The following is a 17,293-nucleotide window of genomic DNA, read 5'->3' on the forward strand; positions in this document are numbered from 1 at the left end:
TCATCAGGGAAAATCGTTTGTCGACACCCCCGTGACCGTTGCGGGTGGTCGTGACGAAGTGGCTGTGGGGCAACCCACCGACCCTGGTGTAGGTCTGAGGGGAGACAACATGGCGGCGATGAAGCCGCGGACGGGCGACGGTCCGCTGGAAGTCACCAAGGAGGGGCGGGGCATCGTGATGCGGGTCCCGCTGGAGGGCGGTGGCCGGCTCGTCGTCGAGATGACTCCCGACGAGGCCAACGCGCTCGGTGACGCACTGAAGGCAGCGGCCGGCTGAGTAAGGAGTGCTCCGGGCGGCTCACGCCGCCCGGAACGTTCTTTGGACCCTGAGCCACCGGAATCGCCGGTGGCTCAGGGTCTTCAACGCTGCGGTCAGGTGGGTTCGCCACCGGTCCGCGACACTTTCCTGGAGGTACGGTTCCGCGTGCTCGCAATCCGTCTGATCGCCGAGCCGGACCGGCTCGACGTCCTCGTCCTGCCCGTCCGCTCCGCCGATTCGACGGCGGAAGGTGACACCTCGGCCGAGCCAGTATCGACAGCCGTGGCGGGCCCGGACGGCACGGCCGACGAGGCGGCCGCGCTGGCGTCAGCGGCCCGGCTGACGGGCCGAGCCGGCGAGATCCACACTCAGCTGCGCCCCGGGCGTACCCCCGGCCGGCTGCTGCTGCTCGGCATCGGTGACGGCGGCGAGGCGGCTTGGCGGACAGCCGGCGCGGCCCTGGCCCGCTCAGCTTCAGCTGAGACGCATATCACCATCGCGCTGCCCGCCGAGGTGACCCCGGCCGCAGTTCGCGGGTTGACCGAGGGGCTGCTGCTCGCCCCGTACCGGTTCCGGCTCACCGAGGCCGGCGACCGACCGGCGCTCACCGGCGTCGACCTACTGCTCGACGACCCCGCCGGGTACGAGGACACCGTCGCCACGGCCCGCACCACGGCCGCGATGACCCATCTCGCGCGGGACCTGACCAACACTCCCTCGTCGGTGAAGACCCCGCAGTGGTTCGCCGACCAGGTGGCCTCCGCCGCGGCCGACCTTCCGGACCTGCGGTTGCGGGTCCGTGGCCCGGCAGAGCTGGCCACCGAGGGCTTCGGCGGGATCCTCGCCGTGGGCGGTGGATCCGCCAGCGGACCCCGGCTGGTCGAACTGGACTGGCACCCCGCCAACGCGCGCACCCATGTGGTGCTGATCGGCAAGGGCATCACCTTCGACACCGGTGGCATCTCGATCAAGCCGGTGGCGTCGATGAAGCTCATGCGCAAGGACATGGCCGGCGCGGCCGCTGTCGTCGCCGCCACCCTTGGTGCCGCCGCGCTGCGGTTGCCGGTCCGGATCACCACATTGACCCCGCTGGCCGAGAACATGGTCAGCGGCTCGGCGTTCCGCCCCGGCGACGTCATCCGGCACTACGGCGGTACGACCAGCGAGACGACCAACTCCGACGCCGAGGGTCGGCTGGTCCTCGCCGACGCGCTGGCGTACGCGGTGCAGCAGCTCAAACCGGACCTGCTGCTCGACCTGGCGACGCTCACCGGCGCGAACTCGGTGGCGCTGGGCAAGCGCACCGCCGCCCTCTACAGCGAGAACGACGAGTTGGCCGCCAGCGTGCTGGCGGCGGCCGAGGCGGCCGGCGAGTCGGCGTGGCGGATGCCGCTGCACACCGACTACATCGAGTACCTCGGCAGCGAGATCGCCGATCTCTACAGCGCACCCGCGCAGGGTGCCGGGTCGGTGCTGGCCGCGCTCTACCTGCGCGAGTTCACCGGCGAGCTACGAGACCGCTGGCTGCACCTGGACATGTCCGCCCCGTCCTGGGCCGACAGCGACCAGGCCGAGGTCAGCCGAGGCGCCACCGGTTGGGGAGTCCGCTCGTTGCTGCGCTGGCTCGCCGACGTCAACTAGCGCGTGGGTCAGAGCCCCGGCCCGACCGAGGCTCTGACCCGTCCTGGGCTCGGATCAGCACTTCACCGCGGCGAGCAGCCCGTGCCCGACCGGAAGCAGCGCGGGAATCCAGTGCTCCGACTCCCGGACCGCCTTGATCGTTTCGCGAACCGTCACCGTCTCCGCGTCCCGGGCGGACGGGTCGCCGATCCGGCCGCTGGCCAGCACACCGTTGAGCGCCAGCACGCCCCCTGGGCGCAACAGCCGCAGCGCCGCCTCCACACAGGCGTGGAAGCCAGTCGCCTCCGCGTCCACGAAGACCAGGTCGTACGCACCGTCGGCGAGCCGGGGCAGCACGTCGAGCGCCCGACCGGTGATGATCCGGGTACGCCCGGCCGCGAAACCCGCCTCGGCGAAGATCCGCCGGGCGATCCGCTGGTGCTCCACCTCCACGTCGATGGTGGTGAGCACGCCGTCGACGCGCATGCCGCGCAGCAACCAGACGCCGCTGACTCCGGTGCCGGTGCCGATCTCCACCACCGCACGGGCGTTGCCGGCGGCGGCCAGCAGCCGCAGCGCCGCCCCCGCGCCGGGGGTGACCGCGTCGAGGCCCACCTCCCGGGCCAGGCTGCGGGCGGTACGCAGAACGAGATCCTCGGTGACGTACGACTCGGCGAAATGCTGGGCCTGTGTCGTCGAACTGCCGGAACCGGCGACCGTGGCGATGGGGCACCTCCGGGGGCGGTGCGTGGTGCGGGGGCGGGTTGGCACTGTGAGCGTAGAGGCGACCGTCGTGGGGCGCAGCCGCGCCTCCGCCGGAAGCGATCACCGGGGCAACCGCTGACTGCACCGCGTCCATCCGTGCAATCCTGGAGGCGGTATCCCGTCAGCCGCGACCAGACCGGCCCGTGGCCGGGCGATGCGGCGCGGGATCCGGGGACGGACTGGGAGGCACCGACGTGACCGACGGCTGGGACTGGCGCCGGGGCGGTGAGACTCCGGCTCCGGCGCGACCGCCCGGGGCAGGAGCCCCGTCGGTGGGGCCGCCGACCATGCCGGGGGCCAACAGTGCGCCCCTCGCCCCGCCAGGCAGCGGACCGGCACCGGGCTGGCCGGCGTCTGCCGGCGGGCCGACACCGGGCTGGCCGGGGCCGGCTGCGGGCGCCCCCAACTCGGCCGACGCGTCGGCCTGGTGGTCGGACGCGCTCGCCGACCCCTGGCGCGACCCGGCGGCCCCTACCGCAGTGGTGGTGCCCGGGGTGGTGGCCCCCGGCACCGAGCCCGAGCCGGTCAGCGACCCCGACGCGCCGGGCCGGCCGACTCTGCGCCACCTGTTGCTCATTCCCGTGATCACCGCGCTGCTCGCCGGCACCCTCGGCGGTGCGTTGGGCTACGCGTTCGCGGTGCGCGGCGGCGCCGGTGCGGCGGTCCTCGGCGGTGCGCCCGCGGAGGTGCCGGCGCTGGCGCAGCGCAAACCGGAGTCGCTGGCCGGGGTCGCCGAACGGGTTCTGCCCAGCGTGGTCACCGTACGGATGAGCAGCCTCGGCGGGACCAGTGAGGGCTCCGGGTTCATCGCCACCGCCGACGGCCATGTGATCACCAATGACCATGTGGTGGCCGGCGGCACCGGCAAGGCCTCGGTGGTCTTCAACGACGGCAGCACCGCGCCGGCGACCATCGTCGGCCAGGACGCGGAGTCGGACATCGCGGTGATCAAGGTGAGTCGTCCCGGGTTGCGACCCGTGGAGTTCGGCGACTCCGACGCGCTGGCGGTCGGCGACCCCGTGCTCGCCATCGGCTCGCCGTTGTCGCTTGCCAACACGGTCACCGCCGGCATCGTGAGTGCGCTGGACCGGACGATGCAGGCCGGTGAGCCGGGCGGCCCGGTGCGGTACTACGCGGCCATCCAGACCGACGCCGCGGTCAACCACGGCAACTCGGGCGGCCCACTTGTCGACGGTGCCGGCCGGGTGGTCGGAGTGAACTCCACCATCAAGTCACTCGTGGCCGAGGGACACGAGGCGGGCAACATCGGGCTCGCCTTCGCCATCCCGATCAACCAGGCCAAGCGGGTGACCCAGGACATCATCGGCACCGGTAAGGCCCGGCGTACGGTGATCGGCGCCCGGGCGGACGGCCCCACCGGGGTTGTCGGGGGTGGCCTGCGGCTGGCCGAGGTGGAGCCGTCCGGCCCCGCGGACGGCGCCGGACTGAAGGTCGGCGACGTGATTCTCAAGATCAACGGGCGGCCGATGACCGAGCCGACGGATCTGACGGCGTTGGTCCGCAAGTACGCGCCGGGCTCGGTCGTGACCGTCGAGTATCGGCGGGGCTCCGCTCGGCAGAACACTTCGGTAACTCTCGCCGCGGACGCGAAGTGACTCACCACGGAAGCGAAGTGAACAGCGGCGCACCCCTTGCCCGAAAGCCGTCCGCCGTGCGTAGTCTTGCTGCTGACGCCGAGAGGAGGCCCGCGGGATGCTCGACAACCTGAACTGGTGGGAGATCGGTGCGCTGCTGCTCCTGGCGCTGCTGATCTTCGGCGACCGGCTCCCCGCCGTGATCACCGACGGCCTGCGGTTGGTGCGCAACCTGCGCAACATGGCCCGCAACGCCACCGGCGACCTGAGCCGTGAGCTGGGCACCGACATTCAGCTGGAAGACCTGCATCCGAAGGCGTTCATCCGCAAGCACCTCCTCAGCGAGGAGGACGAGGCGGCGATCCGCAAGCCGTTGCAGGGCGTCTACGACAACCTGCGCGCGGACGTCAGCGGCGTGCACAACGACCTGAAGGACGTGGCCAACGCCGCAGACCTCCGGTCGAACGAGGCCCGCTCCGGCACTGCCACCAGCAGCCCCTCGGCTCCGGCCCCCCGCGCCAGCTACGACGACGCCACCTGACCGACCCGCGCCCCGACCGGCTAGTGCCCGCGACCGGCTGGTCCCGCCCTGCCCGGACTCGGCCGGATCGCGCCCGCCGCGGCGGCCTTGCTGGACCACCCACCGGCACGACTCAGCCCGCCGGCCAACAGTGGCCGACGGGCTGACGGTGTTCCGGGTGGTCAGCGCCCAGCGGGCTTGAGACCGAGTGGCTTGCCGAGCAGTGACTCGCGGCGCAGGGCGAGCCGGTCGGCGATCGTGCCGAGCGCCTGAGCGGCCGGGGAGCCCGGCTCGGCCAGCACGATCGGGTTGCCGGCGTCGCCGGCCTCGCGGACCCGGGTGTCCAGGGGGATCTGACCGAGCAGCGGCACCTGCGCGCCGATGGTCCGGCTCAGCGACGCGGCCACCGCCTCACCACCGCCGGCGCCGAAGATCTCCATCCGGGAGCCGTCCGGAAGCTCCAGCCAGGACATGTTCTCGATGACGCCTACCACCCGCTGGTGGGTCTGCAGGGCGATCGCCCCGGCCCGCTCGGCGACCTCGGCGGCGGCGGTCTGCGGGGTGGTGACGATCAGGATCTCCGAGTTGGGCAGCAACTGGGCCAGCGAGATGGCCACGTCACCAGTGCCCGGCGGCAGGTCGAGCAGGAGCACGTCCAGGTCGCCCCAGTAGACGTCGGCCAGGAACTGCTGCAGTGCCCGGTGCAGCATTGGACCGCGCCAGACGACTGCGGCGTTGCCGGAGGTGAACATGCCGATGGAGATCACCTTCACGCCGTGCGACTGCGGCGGCATGATCATGTCTTCGACGCGGGTGGGCCGTGCCTCCGTGCCGAGCATCCGGGGCACCGAGTGGCCGTAGATGTCGGCGTCGACCACGCCGACGGAGAGCCCGCGGGCGGCGAGCGCCGCCGCCAGGTTGACAGTGACGCTGGACTTGCCGACGCCACCCTTTCCGCTGGCCACCGCGTACACGCGGGTGCGCGAGCCGGGCTGGGCGAACGGGATGACGGGCTCCTCGGTCGCGCCGCCGCCGCGCAGCTGCGACTGCAACCCCTGCCGCTGCTCGGGGGTCATCACACCGAAGTCGATCTCCACGCCGGTGACGCCGGGCACCGCGGCGACGGCGGCCGTGATGTCGTTACGCAGCTTGTCCTTCAGTGGGCAGCCGGCGACGGTGAGCAGCAGCTCGACGCGGACGACACCGCTGGCACCGATCGTGGCGGAGCGGACCATGCCCAGCTCGGTGATGGGCCGGCGGATCTCCGGGTCGTTGACGGTGGCCAGGGCGGCCTGGATCGCGTCCTCGACGGTGCTCACGGGTGCTGACATGCCCGCAATGCTACGTCGCGGGGCATCCGTTGCCGCCGCTGCCCGGGGCGGTGTGAGCCAATCGATGACCCGTCGGTCAGCTCTCCGACCGGCGCGGGCCGGTGCCGTCCGGCCGGGCGTCTCGGGTGAAGTCGCCGTCCAGGTCGTCGCGGGGTTCTTCCAGGCCGACGCCGTCGGTCGGCCGCTGGCCACGCCGCTCCTGCCGGCTGTCCTTCTCCTGCTGGCGGCGTTCCAGTCGCTGCCGGCGTTGCCCCACCTCGTCCAGTTCCTCGGCCAGCCGGGCCAGCTCGGAGCGGAGGAAGTCGCGGGTGGCGACCTCACCCAGCGCGATCCGCAGGGCCGCGATCTCCCGGGCCAGATACTCGGTGTCCGCCTTCTGCGCGGTGGCCCGCCGCCGGTCCTCCTCCAGGGCCACCCGGTCCCGGTCGGCCTGCCGGTTCTGGGCCAGCAGGATCAGCGGGGCCGCGTAGCTGGCCTGCAACGACAGCACCAGGGTCAGGAACGTGAAGGTGTACGGGTCGAAGCGCAGGTCCGCCGGGGCCAGGGTGTTCCAGACGAACCAGATCGCGATCACCACAGTCATGACGACGATGAAGTTCGCGGTGCCCATGCCCCGGGCGATGCCCTCGGACCACCGACCGAACGCCTCCGCGTCGAACCGGGGCAGCTTCACGCCCCGGGGCTCGCGTGGCTGGTCGAGACGCTCCGTCCGACGCTGGTCAGCCATCTGCGCCGTCCAGCGCAGGGTCGGTGGTGCCCGGGGCGGCGAGGGCGTCGCGGTCCCGCCAGTCCCGGGGCAGCGAGTGGTCCAGCACGTCGTCGACGGTGACGGCGCCGACCAGCCGGTTGTTGCGATCGATCACCGGCATGGCGACCAGGTCGTAGGTGGCCATCCGGCGGGTGATCTCCGGCAGCGGCGTGGTGGGGCGCAGCGGGTCGATGTCGTTGACCACCACCTTGCCGAGCAGGTCGGCCGGGGGCTCGCGCAGCAGCGCCTGGAAGTGCACCATGCCCAGGTAACGGCCGGTCGGCGTGTTCTGCGGTGCTCGGGTCACGAAGACCTGCGCGGCGACGGCGGGGGAGAGCTGTGGCTCCCGGATCCGGGCCAGCGCCTCGGCGACTGTGGCGTCCGGCGGCAGGATGACCGGCTCCGAGGTCATCACACTGCCCGCCGTGCCGGGGGTGTACTTCAGCAGTTGGCGTACCGGATCGGCCTCGTCCGGCTCCATCAGGTCCAGCAGCACGTCCTGCTCGGGTGGGGGCAGCTCGTTGAGCAGGTCCGCGGCGTCGTCCGGGTCCATCTCCTCCAGGACGTCGGCGGCCCGCTCCCGGTCGAGGGCGGCGAGGATCTCCACCTGGTCGTGCTCCGGCAGCTCGCTGAGCACGTCGGCCAGTCGCTCGTCGTCCAGCGCGGCCGCCACCTCGTTGCGTCGCGCGTCGGGCAGATCCTGCAACGCGTTGGCCAGGTCGGCGGGGCGCATGTCCTCCAGTACGGCGAGCAGGTTCGCCGTACCCCGGTTGTCGGCGATGCCGCTGAGCCCGCGCACCCGGTCCCACTCGACCTGGTGCAGGTGGCCGCGGCGGCTGAGCCGACCGGTCTGCTCGCGTACGGCGACACGGGTCAGCGACCACTCGCCACCCCGGGTGCACTCCATCGCGACGTCCACGACCGCGCCGGGCTGGCCGCCCGGGTCGAGTTGCACCCGCCGGTCGAGCAGTTCCTGGAGCACCAGCAGCTCGTTCGGGCGCTTCTCGAACCGGCGCAGGTTGAGGGTGCCGGAGCCGAGCACCACGGCGTCCGCGTCGATGGAGGTGATCCGGTTGATGGACAGGAAGATCCGGCGACGCATCGGCATCTCGGCGACGAGACCCACCACCTCCGGCGGACGCTTCGTCGCCCGCAGCCGTGCCACGGCGTCACGAACCCGCCCCACCTGGTCACCGTTCGGGTCGAAGACGGCGACTCCGGCGAGACGGGCGATGTAGACCCGGGTCGGCGTACTCACGGGCACCAGCCTAAGCGCCTAGTGTTTATCAACATGTCGACCTTGGCCTACGAGATCGTGGACGTCTTCACCGATCGCCCCTTCGCCGGCAACCCGCTGGCGGTGGTGTTCGGCGCGGAGGCGCTGGCCACCGAGCAGATGCAGGCGCTCGCGTTGGAGTTCAACCTGTCCGAGACGGTGTTCGTGCTGCCTCCGACCCAGGTCGGCGTCACCTACCGGGCCAGGATCTTCACCCCGGTGGAGGAGTTGCCGTTCGCCGGGCACCCCAGCGTGGGCGCGGCGGTCACCGCCTGCAGACGGGGCATGTTCGGTGTGGGGCAGGTCACTCAGGAGTGCCGGGCCGGTGTGCTGCCGATCGAGGTGACCGCGTCCGGGGCGACGCTGACCGGTGGCGCTCCGACGCTCGGGCCGGAGCTGGACCCGGAGCCGTTGCTGGAGATCGCCGGGCTGGTCGCCGACGACCACCTCGGGCCGCCCCCACGGGTCGCCGGCTGCGGGCTGGAGTTCCCGTACCTGCCGGTGCGTCCGGAGTCGGTGGCCCGCGCCCGGGTGGACCCGGCGGCGGCGCAGCGGTACGGGGTGTCGCACGTCAGCGTCTTCTCCTGGGACGCGGCCGCGCAAACCGCGCACGCCCGGGTCTTCGTGCCGGGGATCGGCGTTCCGGAGGACCCGGCGACCGGTTCGGCGGCGCTCGGCCTCGGTGTCTGGCTGGTGGCGAGTGGTCTGCTGCCCGGCGAGGGGCGCTCGGAGTACGCGGTCCGTCAGGGCGTGGAGATGAACCGTCCGTCCGCGTTGGCCTGCACTGTCACCGCGGCGAACGGGGTGGCGGTCGGCGCGACGGTCGCCGGCCAGGTGGTGCCGGTGGCCCGCGGTGAGATCGCCGTGCCGCCGTTCGTGGGCTGAGCGGAGGCGCCGATGCGGGAGGATGCTGGTGTGACGGACGAGGACGCCCCCGGGGGCACCCCACTGGTCGACGAGGCGATGAAGAAGGCCGCCGTGGCCTGGGTCAGCGTTGCGGACGGGCCGGCGCTCGCGCTTTGGTGCGCACCGCTGGAGGGCGCGCTGCTGGTGGTCAGCGGGCCGGGCGAGCAGGCCGCACCGGGTCTGGCCGACGCGACCGAGGCCCAGGTCACCCTGCGCGGCGACCACGGCGGTCGGATCGTCACCTGGCCGGCCCGGGTGAGCCGGTTGCAGCCAGGCACCGAGGCGTGGGAGGTGACCGCGCCGCTGGTGGCGGCGAAGCGCCTCAACGCGCCAGGTCCGACAGCCGACCTGGTGGCCCGCTGGGCGGCCGACGGATGCGCGGTGAACCGGCTCGCCCCGGCCGGTACGCCGCTGGCCGGATCGGAGTTGCCGGCCGACGCGCAGGCCGAGCCACCTCGGCCGACTCCGGCGGTCCGGGCCACCCGTAAGCCGTTCCGACTGCACCGGGTCCGCCGCCGCTGATCGGTCGATCAGCCCGTCCGACCGCCGACGCCCGCCACCGCGGCGTCGGCGTCGACGAGGGCGAGCACGTCGCCCAAGGCGCCGAGCGTCGGGCCGCACCAGTCCCGGTCGGCGTTGAAGACCATGTGCGTGGCCAGATCCGGTGCGGCGAGCCGGACGGCGGTCATCCCGGCCCGCTCGGCGCCGGTCAACTCCTGGCTGCCGCCGTCACCGACGTAGAGGCAGTCGCCCGGAGCGAGCCCGAGCCGCTGGCAGGCCGTCAGGTAGAGCGTCGGATCCGGCTTGCACCGCCCGACCTGCACCGAGAAGACCCGAACGTCGAGCAGGGGGGCGACAGCGAGCTGCGGCAGGAAGGCCGGCAGTTCGTGCGTACAGTCGCTGATCACGCCGGTGCGCAGGCCGCGCTGGCGCAGAGCCGCCAGCACCGGCACCGCGTCGGCCCGGAGCCAGGTGTCGGCGCGGACCGCCCGGTGCCGGGACGCCACAGCTGCCCGCACCGCATGGTCGCTGGGGTGTACGCCGGCCTGGGCGCACACCCAGCGCAGCGTCGCCTCCGCGTCGCCGAGCCGGCCGCTGGCCCGCTCGTAGTAGGTGCGGTTCAGCACCTCGGTCAAGATCTCAGTGGGACAGCCGAGCAGTTCGGCGGTGCCGACGTGCGCGACACCGCGTTGTACCGAACGGGTCAGGGTGCCGAAGAAGTCGAACAGCACCGCCTGGTAGCTGGGCATGGGGGAGCGCCTCCGGGCGGTCGAGGGTCGCCGGCGCGAACCCGCGTGATCGTAACGGAGTGATGACCCTCCGTGCTGACCGTCATACGTGTGAGGATTACGTCCCGTGCCCCCACCTCCACCCCGGCCGTCCCTGGACCCGCTGACCACCGGCGCGGTCGGGCTGGCAGTGGTCGCCGTGTCGTCGTCCGCGCCGCTGATCGCGTACGCCGCAGCCCCCGCGCTGGCCATCGCGTTCTGGCGCAACCTGCTCGCGGTGGCCGTGCTGAGTCCCTTCGCGCTGGCCCGACGCCGCGCCGAGTTCCGCAGACTGACAGTGAGTGCGGGTCGGCGGGAGGGTCTGTTCTGCGTGCTGTCCGGGGTCGCCCTGGCCGGGCATTTCGCGACCTGGGTGCCGAGCGCCCAGCTCACCTCGGTCGCCACGTCCACAGCCCTGGTCGCCACCCAGCCGGTCTGGCAGGGGCTGATCGCCCGCGCCCAGGGGCGTCCGCTGCCCCGGGTGGTGTGGATCGGCATCGCGGTGGCGGTCGGCGGCGCGGCGGTCGCCACCGGGGTGGACGTGGGGGTCTCCGGCCGGGCCGTCCTCGGTGACGTGTTGGCGCTGATCGGTGCCATGTTCGCCGCCGTCTACACCGCTTTCGGGGAACGGGCCCGGGTCAGCATCAGCACCACCACCTACACCACCATCTGCTACGGGATCTGCGCGCTGATCCTGCTGACCCTGTGCGTGGTCGGCGGCGTACGGCTGACCGGCTTCGACGGGCGTACCTGGCTGGCCATCCTGGCCCTGGTGGCGGGCGCCCAACTGCTCGGGCACTCGATGTTCAACTACGCCCTTCGGAGAATCCCGGCTACCACTGTCAGCGTGCTGATCCTGCTGGAGGCGCCCGGGGCGGCAGTGCTCGGCTGGGCCTGGCTGGGTCAGCTGCCCCGCCCGTACGCGTTGCTCGGGATGGCGTTGCTGCTGGCCGGCGTGGCGGTGGTGGTGCTCGGCGGCCGGCGGAGCGAACCCACCGCCCTCCCGGCCGACCCGACCCCGCTGGCCGACTGATCAACCCAAGCGGGCGGACCGAGGCCCCACCCACCTACCGGGCTAGCCCTCGTGCACCTCGATCACCCGGGTCGTCGGCGCGGCTTCGCCGAGGGCGGTACGCAGGGCAGCCCGGTCCGGGTCGGCGAGGAACGACTCGTAGCCGGCCCGCCCGTCGAACCGGATCACGTGCACCTCGGCCTGCCCGTCGGTGCCGCGCAGACGCCGCTCCAACCGGCCGCCGTGCCGTTCGAGCAGGGCCAGCACGGCGTCCTCGTAGCGCTGCCCGGCGGCCTCGGCCCCGACCGCGAACTCGACGATCGCGACGAGTGTCAGCACACCGGCCCGGTCAGTCATCGAGACCGACGGCCTTGGCGCTCGCCGTCCACAGCCGGGCGGCGAGCTGCGGATCGGCAGCCTTCCGGAGCGGTCGACGCGGTCGGCGGTCGACGTAGTAACCCCCGTTGATCAGCCGAGAGCGCTCCTGTTTGGCCAACCACACAAGGGTCTCCGCACCCTTCTCCGGGCTGCGGAACGGCATGAACCGCATGCCGAACGCGACAAGCCTGCTGTCGTTGGCGAACCGGGTACGGACCACGCCGGGGTGGAAGCTGTAGGCGGCAACGTCCGGCCAGCGCCGGGCGGCCTCGGCGGTGAACAGGACGTTCGCCTGCTTGCTGGTGCCGTACGCGCCCATCGGCCGGTAGTCACGCAGTGGCTTGTTCAGGTCGTCCGGGTCCAGTGCGCCGAAACGGTGCGCGCCGGAGGCGGTCACCACGACCCGGCCCACCCGGTCGGCGAGCAGGTTGGTCAGCAGGAACGGGGCCAGGTGGTTGGCCTGGATCGACATCTCGAAGCCGTCGACAGTGCTCAGTGGTTGCAGCGCGATCGCGCCGGCGTTGTTGGCGAGCACGTCGATCCGGTCGTAGGCGGACCGGAGCTGCTCGGCCAGTCGACGTACGTCGTCGAGGATCGCGAAGTCGGCCCGGAACAGCTCCGGACGTTCACCGGAGTTCTCCCGTACCCGAACGGCAGCGGCCTGCAGGCGGGCCGGGTCCCGCCCGACCAGCACCACCTGGTCGCCCCGACAGGCCAGGTGCACGGCGGCGGCCAGCCCGATGCCGGAGCTGGCCCCGGTCACCACCACCAGTCGGCGCCCAGTGAGATCTTCCACAGGTCCATTCACCCCGGTCATGGCGCGAGGTTACCGTGGCGTCACAACGCCCTTTGGGATCGTTAAGGTCCCGGATCTGTCGTCAGGTGGCGTCGGCATGCCCGCCGGACGCTGGAAGGAGCGCATCCATGGCCGCAGTCGGTCGCCCCCGCAGGTCCTGCCTCGCCGTGCCGGGTTCCAGCGTGAAGATGCTCGGCAAGGCTCAGGGCCTCGCGGCCGACCAGGTCTTCCTCGACCTGGAGGACGCCGTCGCCCCACTGGCCAAGCCGGACGCGCGCAAGAACATCGTGGCCGTCCTCAACGAGGGCGACTGGGCCGGCAAGACCCGGGTGGTCCGGGTCAACGACCTGACCACCCCGTGGACCTACCGGGATGTCATCGAGGTCGTCGAGGGCGCCGGCGCCAACCTGGACTGCATCATGCTGCCGAAGGTGCAGACCGCGGCCCAGGTGCAGTGGCTGGACCTGACGCTCACCCAGATCGAGAAGACGATCGGCCTGGAGGTCGGTCGGATCGGCATCGAGGCGCAGATCGAGAACGCCGCCGGTCTGGTCAACGTGGACGCGATCGCCGCCGCCTCGCCGCGCGTGGAGACCATCATCTTCGGCCCGGCCGACTTCATGGCGTCGATCAACATGAAGTCGATGGTGGTCGGCGGCCTGATCCCGGACTACCCGGGCGACCCGTACCACTACATCCTGATGCGGATCCTGATGGCCGCGCGGATGCACGACAAGCAAGCCATCGACGGCCCGTTCCTGCAGATCCGCGACGTCGACGCGTTCCGCGAGGTGGCCAAGCGCTCGGCCGCGCTGGGCTTCGACGGCAAGTGGGTGCTGCACCCGGGCCAGATCGACGCCGCCAACGAGGTCTACCAGCCGGCCCAGGCCGACTACGACCACGCCGAGCTGATCCTCGACGCGTACGAGCACTACACCTCGGAGGCCGGCGGCCGGCTCGGCGCCGTGATGCTCGGCGACGAGATGATCGACGAAGCGTCCCGCAAGATGGCGCTGGTGGTCGCGGCCAAGGGCCGGGCCGCCGGGATGAGCCGCACCTCGTCGTTCACCCCACCGGAGCAGTGACCGGCCGGGCCGGGACGACCGCCGCCGGCTGTCGGTCCGGCCCGACAATCGGCGGTACGCCGGCCCGCCCGCCGGTCAGTAGCTACTGCTGCTGTTGTCGCTGGTCGCGATCGCGTAGACGATCGCGGCGACGTAGATGAGGATCACCAGCACCAGGAACCCGGTGAGAATCCAGCCGACGATGATGGCAGCCTTCGCCATCCCCGCCCCGCCCTCGCCGCTGAGCCGGATCTGCTTCTGCGCCACGTGGCCGAGGATCGCGCCGATCGGCGCGGTGATGCAGGACGTGAAACCGATCAGGGCCAGCACGAACGCCGCGATGGCCAGCCCGTTGGTCTTCGGCGGCTGGGGGTAGCCGTAGCCGGGGTACTGCGGCGGATAACCGGGCGGGGCGTAACCGGGCATCGGCTGGGCCGCTGGCTGCTTCGCACCGGCGTACGGGTCGACCGGGGCGTACGGGTCCGGGGCGTACGCGGTCGGGGCGTACGGGGCCGGGGCGTACGGGTCCGGGGCGTACGGGTCGACCGGGCCAGCTTGGGCGGGCACCGGCTGACCGGCCACCAGTGTCGGATCCGGTGCGGGGCTCGACGGCTGGGCCGACCACGTGGGATCGCTCCAGTTGCCGGGCGGCGGGGGATTGGTCATACGAACTCTCCGTCAGGTTGGGGTGCGGAGACAGGGTAGCCAGCGCCGCCCAAACCCGACGCCCCTGCTTCCGGGTGCCGCGTTGCTCGGGCCGGTCGTAACGGGCAGGATCCCTGTCATGGCATACGACGCGCGCGCCGCGGACCGCTCCGGCAGTCGACCCCGACGGGACGTCAGCCGCCCGGGTGCGGCCCGGCGCGCCCGGACGGCCGCCCCGGCGGGCAGCCCCGGCCCCGACGAGCCGGTCGCGCTCACCGACCCGGTTACCATGCGCCTCGACGGGCGGGTCGCCCTGGTCACCGGGGCGGGCAGCCCGGACGGCATCGGGTACGCCACCGCCCGGCGACTCGCCGACCTGGGCGCGCGGGTGGCCATCGTCTCCACCACCCGACGCATCCACGAGCGGGCGACCGAGCTGGGGGTGACCGGCTTCGTCGCGGACCTGACCGACGAGTCCGAGGTCGGCGCGCTGGCCGATGCGGTCGCCGAGCAGTTGGGCGACGTCGAGGTGCTGGTAAACAACGCTGGCCTGGCCAGTCGCGCCAGCCAGGGGGTGCTGCGGCCGGTAGCGCAGTTGACCTACGACGAGTGGCGCGGTGAGATCGACCGCAACCTCTCCACAGCGTTCCTGTGCAGCCGGGCGTTCATCGGGGGGATGGCCGAGCGGGGTTGGGGTCGGATCGTCAACCTGTCGGCCACGGCCGGCCCGGTCAACGCCCTGCCCACCGAGGCCGCGTACGCCGCGGCGAAGGCCGGGGTCGTCGGGCTGACCCGGGCCCTGGCCATGGAGATGATCGCCGACGGGGTGACAGTCAACGCGGTGGCGCCGGGCACCATCTACACCGCGGCGTCCACCATGGCCGAGATCAAGCAGGGGTTGGGCACCCCGGTGGGGCGGCCGGGCACGCCGGACGAGGTCGCCGCGGCGATCAGCTTCCTCTGCTCGCCGGCCGCCTCGTACATCACCGGCCAGATGCTGGTGGTGGACGGCGGCAACAGCGTCCGGGAGGCCCGCTTCCGCTGACGACGACGGTCCGCGGCGGCCCGGTCGTCAGTAGCTGCCGCTGTCGCCGGTGTTGCCGAAGGCCACCAGCGCCAGCCAGCCGCAGCAGGCCAGCACGGTGAGGCCGGTGAAGACGTAGCCAAGGATCAGCCCCCAGGTGGCGAGCTGGTCGCCCTCCTCGCCGCTGGTGCGGATCTGCCGCTTGGCCACGTGGCCGAGGACGGCGCCGGCCGGCGGGAAGACGAAGGCGAACACCAGCGACAGGATCGCCAGCACGTTGGTGCCCCGACCCGGCCCGGAAGGCGGTGGGCCGTACTGACCGTAGGGGCCCTGCGGGGGGTACGGCGGTTGCTGGCTCCAGTGCGCCGACTGCTGCGGCCCCTGGTGGCCGTACGGGGACGGTTCGCCAGCCGGTGGCCCGTACGGTGAGCGTTCCGTTGGCAGCTCGTACGCCGGCTGGTCCGGCTGCGGCGCGTACGGCGACTGGCCGGCCGGCGGTGGCGCGTACGGCGACTGGTCCTTCGGTGGCTCGTAGGGTGACGGCGGCGGCTCGTCCTCGGGCGGTCCCGACGGCGGCGGGTAGCTCACAGCTGTCCTCCTCCTGCCGGTGCCGGAAAAGTCCCTCTTGCCGGACGCTACCCGCAGCGGTGAACCTTTTCACAGCGGTTGTGTGGACTGGTCACCTTGGCCTCGTCGACCCGAGGGGCCGATACTGACCCAGCGTTCAGTTACCCACGAGTAGTGCGCGGATCCCCGGAGGCTGAGATGGCCCGACTCGCCCAGACGCCCGGCCTGACCGATGTGCAACAGTCGATCCTGGAGACCGTTCGGGACTTCGCCGACAAGGAGATCATCCCGCACGCGCAGCGGCTGGAGCACGCCGACGAGTACCCCACCGACATCCTCGACGGCATGCGCGAGATGGGGCTGTTTGGTCTCACCATCGACGAGGAGTACGGCGGCCTCGGCGAATCGCTGCTCACCTACGCGCTGGTGGTGGAGCAGTTGTCCCGAGGCTGGATGTCGATCTCCGGCATCGTCAACACCCACTTCATCGTGGCGTACCTGATCTCCCAGCACGGCTCCGCCGAGCAGAAGGCCCGCCTGCTGCCGAGGATGGCCACCGGCGAGGTGCGCGGCGCGTTCTCCATGTCCGAGCCCGAGACCGGCTCCGACGTGTCGGCGATCAAGTCCCGGGCCGTCCGCGACGGCGACAACTACGTGCTCAACGGACAGAAGATGTGGCTGACCAACGGGGCGTACTCCTCGGTGGTGGCCACCCTGGTCAAGACCGACACCGGCGCGGAGTCCGTCTACGGCAACATGAGCACCTTCCTGCTGGAGAAGGAGCCGGGCTTCGGCGAGACCGCCCCCGGCCTCACCATCCCCGGCAAGATCGAGAAGATGGGCTATAAGGGCGTCGAGACCACCGAGATGGTGCTCGACGGGGTGACCGTCCCCGACTCCGCGATCCTCGGTGGCGCCAACCAGGTGGGCCGCGGGTTCTACCAGATGATGGACGGCATCGAGGTGGGACGGGTCAACGTCGCCGCCCGCGCCTGCGGCATCTCCATCCGGGCCTTCGAGTTGGCGGTCAGCTACGCCCAGCAGCGCAAGACCTTCGGCCAGCCGCTCGCCAAGCACCAGGCGATCGCCTTCAAGCTCGCCGAGATGGGCACGAAGATCGAGGCCGCACACGCCCTCATGGTCAACGCCGCCCGGCTCAAGGACGCCGGCCAGCGCAACGACGTGGAGGCCGGGATGGCCAAGCTGCTCGCCTCCGAATACTGCGCCGAGGTCGTCCAGGAGGCGTTCCGCATCCACGGCGGCTACGGCTACTCCAAGGAGTACGAGATCGAGCGGCTGATGCGGGAGGCCCCGTTCCTGCTCATCGGCGAGGGGACCTCGGAGATCCAGAAGACCATCATCTCCCGAGGCCTCCTCAAGGAGTACAAGCTCTGACCCGCGCCCAACCTCCGCGATCTTGCACTTTCGGTTGCCCGGTTGCCGCTTATGTCGGTTATGCCGGGACAGTAAGTGCAAGATCGCGGGGGCGAGGGCGAGGGCGAGGGCGAGGGTGAGGGCT

19 protein-coding genes are annotated in these 17,293 nt (G+C 71.9%); 10 read left to right on the plus strand and 9 right to left on the minus strand.

The genetic code is table 11. The annotated features are described in order from the left end of the window. Positions 1–109: 109 nt before the first annotated feature. Positions 110–277 carry a DUF3117 domain-containing protein gene (locus tag OHB44_RS04325; protein WP_007455245.1) on the plus strand — a complete coding sequence of 56 codons (168 nt, stop codon included), beginning with the start codon at positions 110–112 and terminating at the stop codon, positions 275–277. Between the two features lie 147 nt (positions 278–424). Continuing rightward, positions 425–1,900 carry a leucyl aminopeptidase family protein gene (locus OHB44_RS04330; protein ID WP_330439700.1) on the plus strand — a complete coding sequence of 492 codons (1,476 nt, stop codon included), beginning with the start codon at positions 425–427 and terminating at the stop codon, positions 1,898–1,900. A 54-nt stretch (positions 1,901–1,954) separates the two neighbouring features. On the opposite strand, the gene OHB44_RS04335 is transcribed toward OHB44_RS04330, so the two are convergent. Next, positions 1,955–2,524: an O-methyltransferase gene (locus OHB44_RS04335; protein WP_238683858.1), complete on the minus strand. Its 570-nt coding sequence runs from the start codon at positions 2,522–2,524 to the stop codon at positions 1,955–1,957. A 314-nt stretch (positions 2,525–2,838) separates the two neighbouring features. On the opposite strand from OHB44_RS04335, the gene OHB44_RS04340 reads away from it, so the two are divergent. Then, positions 2,839–4,260, plus strand: a complete 1,422-nt coding sequence (locus tag OHB44_RS04340; protein WP_330439701.1) for a S1C family serine protease — start codon at positions 2,839–2,841, stop codon at positions 4,258–4,260. Between the two features lie 97 nt (positions 4,261–4,357). Then, positions 4,358–4,780: a preprotein translocase subunit TatB gene (locus OHB44_RS04345; protein ID WP_091394791.1), complete on the plus strand. Its 423-nt coding sequence runs from the start codon at positions 4,358–4,360 to the stop codon at positions 4,778–4,780. A gap of 161 nt (positions 4,781–4,941) precedes the next feature. Here the strand turns inward: OHB44_RS04345 and OHB44_RS04350 are convergent, their stop codons facing one another. The 3 genes from OHB44_RS04350 to OHB44_RS04360 all read right to left on the minus strand — a co-directional run bounded on the left by OHB44_RS04350 (position 4,942) and on the right by OHB44_RS04360 (position 8,096). Next, positions 4,942–6,090, minus strand: a complete 1,149-nt coding sequence (locus OHB44_RS04350) for an Mrp/NBP35 family ATP-binding protein (protein ID WP_238683648.1) — start codon at positions 6,088–6,090, stop codon at positions 4,942–4,944. 76 nt (positions 6,091–6,166) lie between these two features. Then, complete coding sequence (locus OHB44_RS04355; RefSeq protein WP_238683647.1) at positions 6,167–6,817, minus strand: DUF1003 domain-containing protein; 651 nt, start codon at positions 6,815–6,817, stop codon at positions 6,167–6,169. Continuing rightward, a complete protein-coding gene (locus OHB44_RS04360) occupies positions 6,810–8,096 on the minus strand; it encodes a magnesium transporter MgtE N-terminal domain-containing protein (RefSeq protein WP_238671210.1) in 1,287 nt (428 codons plus the stop codon). Before OHB44_RS04360 ends, OHB44_RS04355 begins: the two co-directional genes overlap by 8 nt. 33 nt (positions 8,097–8,129) lie before the next feature. On the opposite strand from OHB44_RS04360, the gene OHB44_RS04365 reads away from it, so the two are divergent. Together OHB44_RS04365 and OHB44_RS04370 are read left to right on the plus strand one after the other, a co-directional pair. Continuing rightward, positions 8,130–8,999, plus strand: coding sequence for a PhzF family phenazine biosynthesis protein (locus OHB44_RS04365; RefSeq protein WP_238683646.1), 870 nt, complete (start codon positions 8,130–8,132; stop codon positions 8,997–8,999). A 12-nt stretch (positions 9,000–9,011) separates the two neighbouring features. Further along, positions 9,012–9,542: a hypothetical protein gene (locus tag OHB44_RS04370; protein ID WP_238683645.1), complete on the plus strand. Its 531-nt coding sequence runs from the start codon at positions 9,012–9,014 to the stop codon at positions 9,540–9,542. 8 nt (positions 9,543–9,550) lie between these two features. Here the strand turns inward: OHB44_RS04370 and OHB44_RS04375 are convergent, their stop codons facing one another. Beyond that, entirely contained in the window at positions 9,551–10,270 is a 720-nt protein-coding gene (locus tag OHB44_RS04375) for an HAD family hydrolase (protein WP_266303732.1), read from the minus strand. 106 nt (positions 10,271–10,376) lie between these two features. Here OHB44_RS04375 and OHB44_RS04380 point away from each other — a divergent pair, with 106 nt between their 5' ends. After that, positions 10,377–11,321, plus strand: a complete 945-nt coding sequence (locus tag OHB44_RS04380; protein ID WP_266303731.1) for a DMT family transporter — start codon at positions 10,377–10,379, stop codon at positions 11,319–11,321. Between the two features lie 42 nt (positions 11,322–11,363). Here the strand turns inward: OHB44_RS04380 and OHB44_RS04385 are convergent, their stop codons facing one another. Both OHB44_RS04385 and OHB44_RS04390 read right to left on the minus strand, forming a co-directional pair. After that, on the minus strand, positions 11,364–11,657 hold the full coding sequence (locus OHB44_RS04385) for a hypothetical protein (RefSeq protein ID WP_112673907.1): 294 nt from the start codon (positions 11,655–11,657) through the stop codon (positions 11,364–11,366). Next, positions 11,650–12,474 carry an SDR family NAD(P)-dependent oxidoreductase gene (locus tag OHB44_RS04390; protein WP_266305223.1) on the minus strand — a complete coding sequence of 275 codons (825 nt, stop codon included), beginning with the start codon at positions 12,472–12,474 and terminating at the stop codon, positions 11,650–11,652. Before OHB44_RS04390 ends, OHB44_RS04385 begins: the two co-directional genes overlap by 8 nt. Positions 12,475–12,602: 128 nt before the next feature. On the opposite strand from OHB44_RS04390, the gene OHB44_RS04395 reads away from it, so the two are divergent. Next, complete coding sequence (locus tag OHB44_RS04395) at positions 12,603–13,559, plus strand: HpcH/HpaI aldolase/citrate lyase family protein (protein WP_266303730.1); 957 nt, start codon at positions 12,603–12,605, stop codon at positions 13,557–13,559. Between the two features lie 75 nt (positions 13,560–13,634). Here the strand turns inward: OHB44_RS04395 and OHB44_RS04400 are convergent, their stop codons facing one another. After that, positions 13,635–14,204, minus strand: a complete 570-nt coding sequence (locus OHB44_RS04400) for a DUF4190 domain-containing protein (RefSeq protein ID WP_238683640.1) — start codon at positions 14,202–14,204, stop codon at positions 13,635–13,637. Positions 14,205–14,322: 118 nt separating this feature from the next. Here OHB44_RS04400 and OHB44_RS04405 point away from each other — a divergent pair, with 118 nt between their 5' ends. After that, positions 14,323–15,228, plus strand: coding sequence for an SDR family NAD(P)-dependent oxidoreductase (locus OHB44_RS04405; protein WP_210781830.1), 906 nt, complete (start codon positions 14,323–14,325; stop codon positions 15,226–15,228). A 27-nt stretch (positions 15,229–15,255) separates the two neighbouring features. Here OHB44_RS04405 and OHB44_RS04410 read toward each other — a convergent pair whose 3' ends face one another. Beyond that, complete coding sequence (locus OHB44_RS04410) at positions 15,256–15,795, minus strand: DUF4190 domain-containing protein (protein ID WP_238683639.1); 540 nt, start codon at positions 15,793–15,795, stop codon at positions 15,256–15,258. 177 nt (positions 15,796–15,972) lie between these two features. On the opposite strand from OHB44_RS04410, the gene OHB44_RS04415 reads away from it, so the two are divergent. Beyond that, a complete protein-coding gene (locus tag OHB44_RS04415) occupies positions 15,973–17,169 on the plus strand; it encodes an acyl-CoA dehydrogenase family protein (RefSeq protein WP_238683855.1) in 1,197 nt (398 codons plus the stop codon). Positions 17,170–17,293 lie beyond the last annotated feature (124 nt).

It is taken from the genome of Micromonospora sp. NBC_00821, from assembly GCF_036347035.1.
GTDB classification, from domain to species: Bacteria; Actinomycetota; Actinomycetes; order Mycobacteriales; family Micromonosporaceae; genus Micromonospora; species Micromonospora hortensis.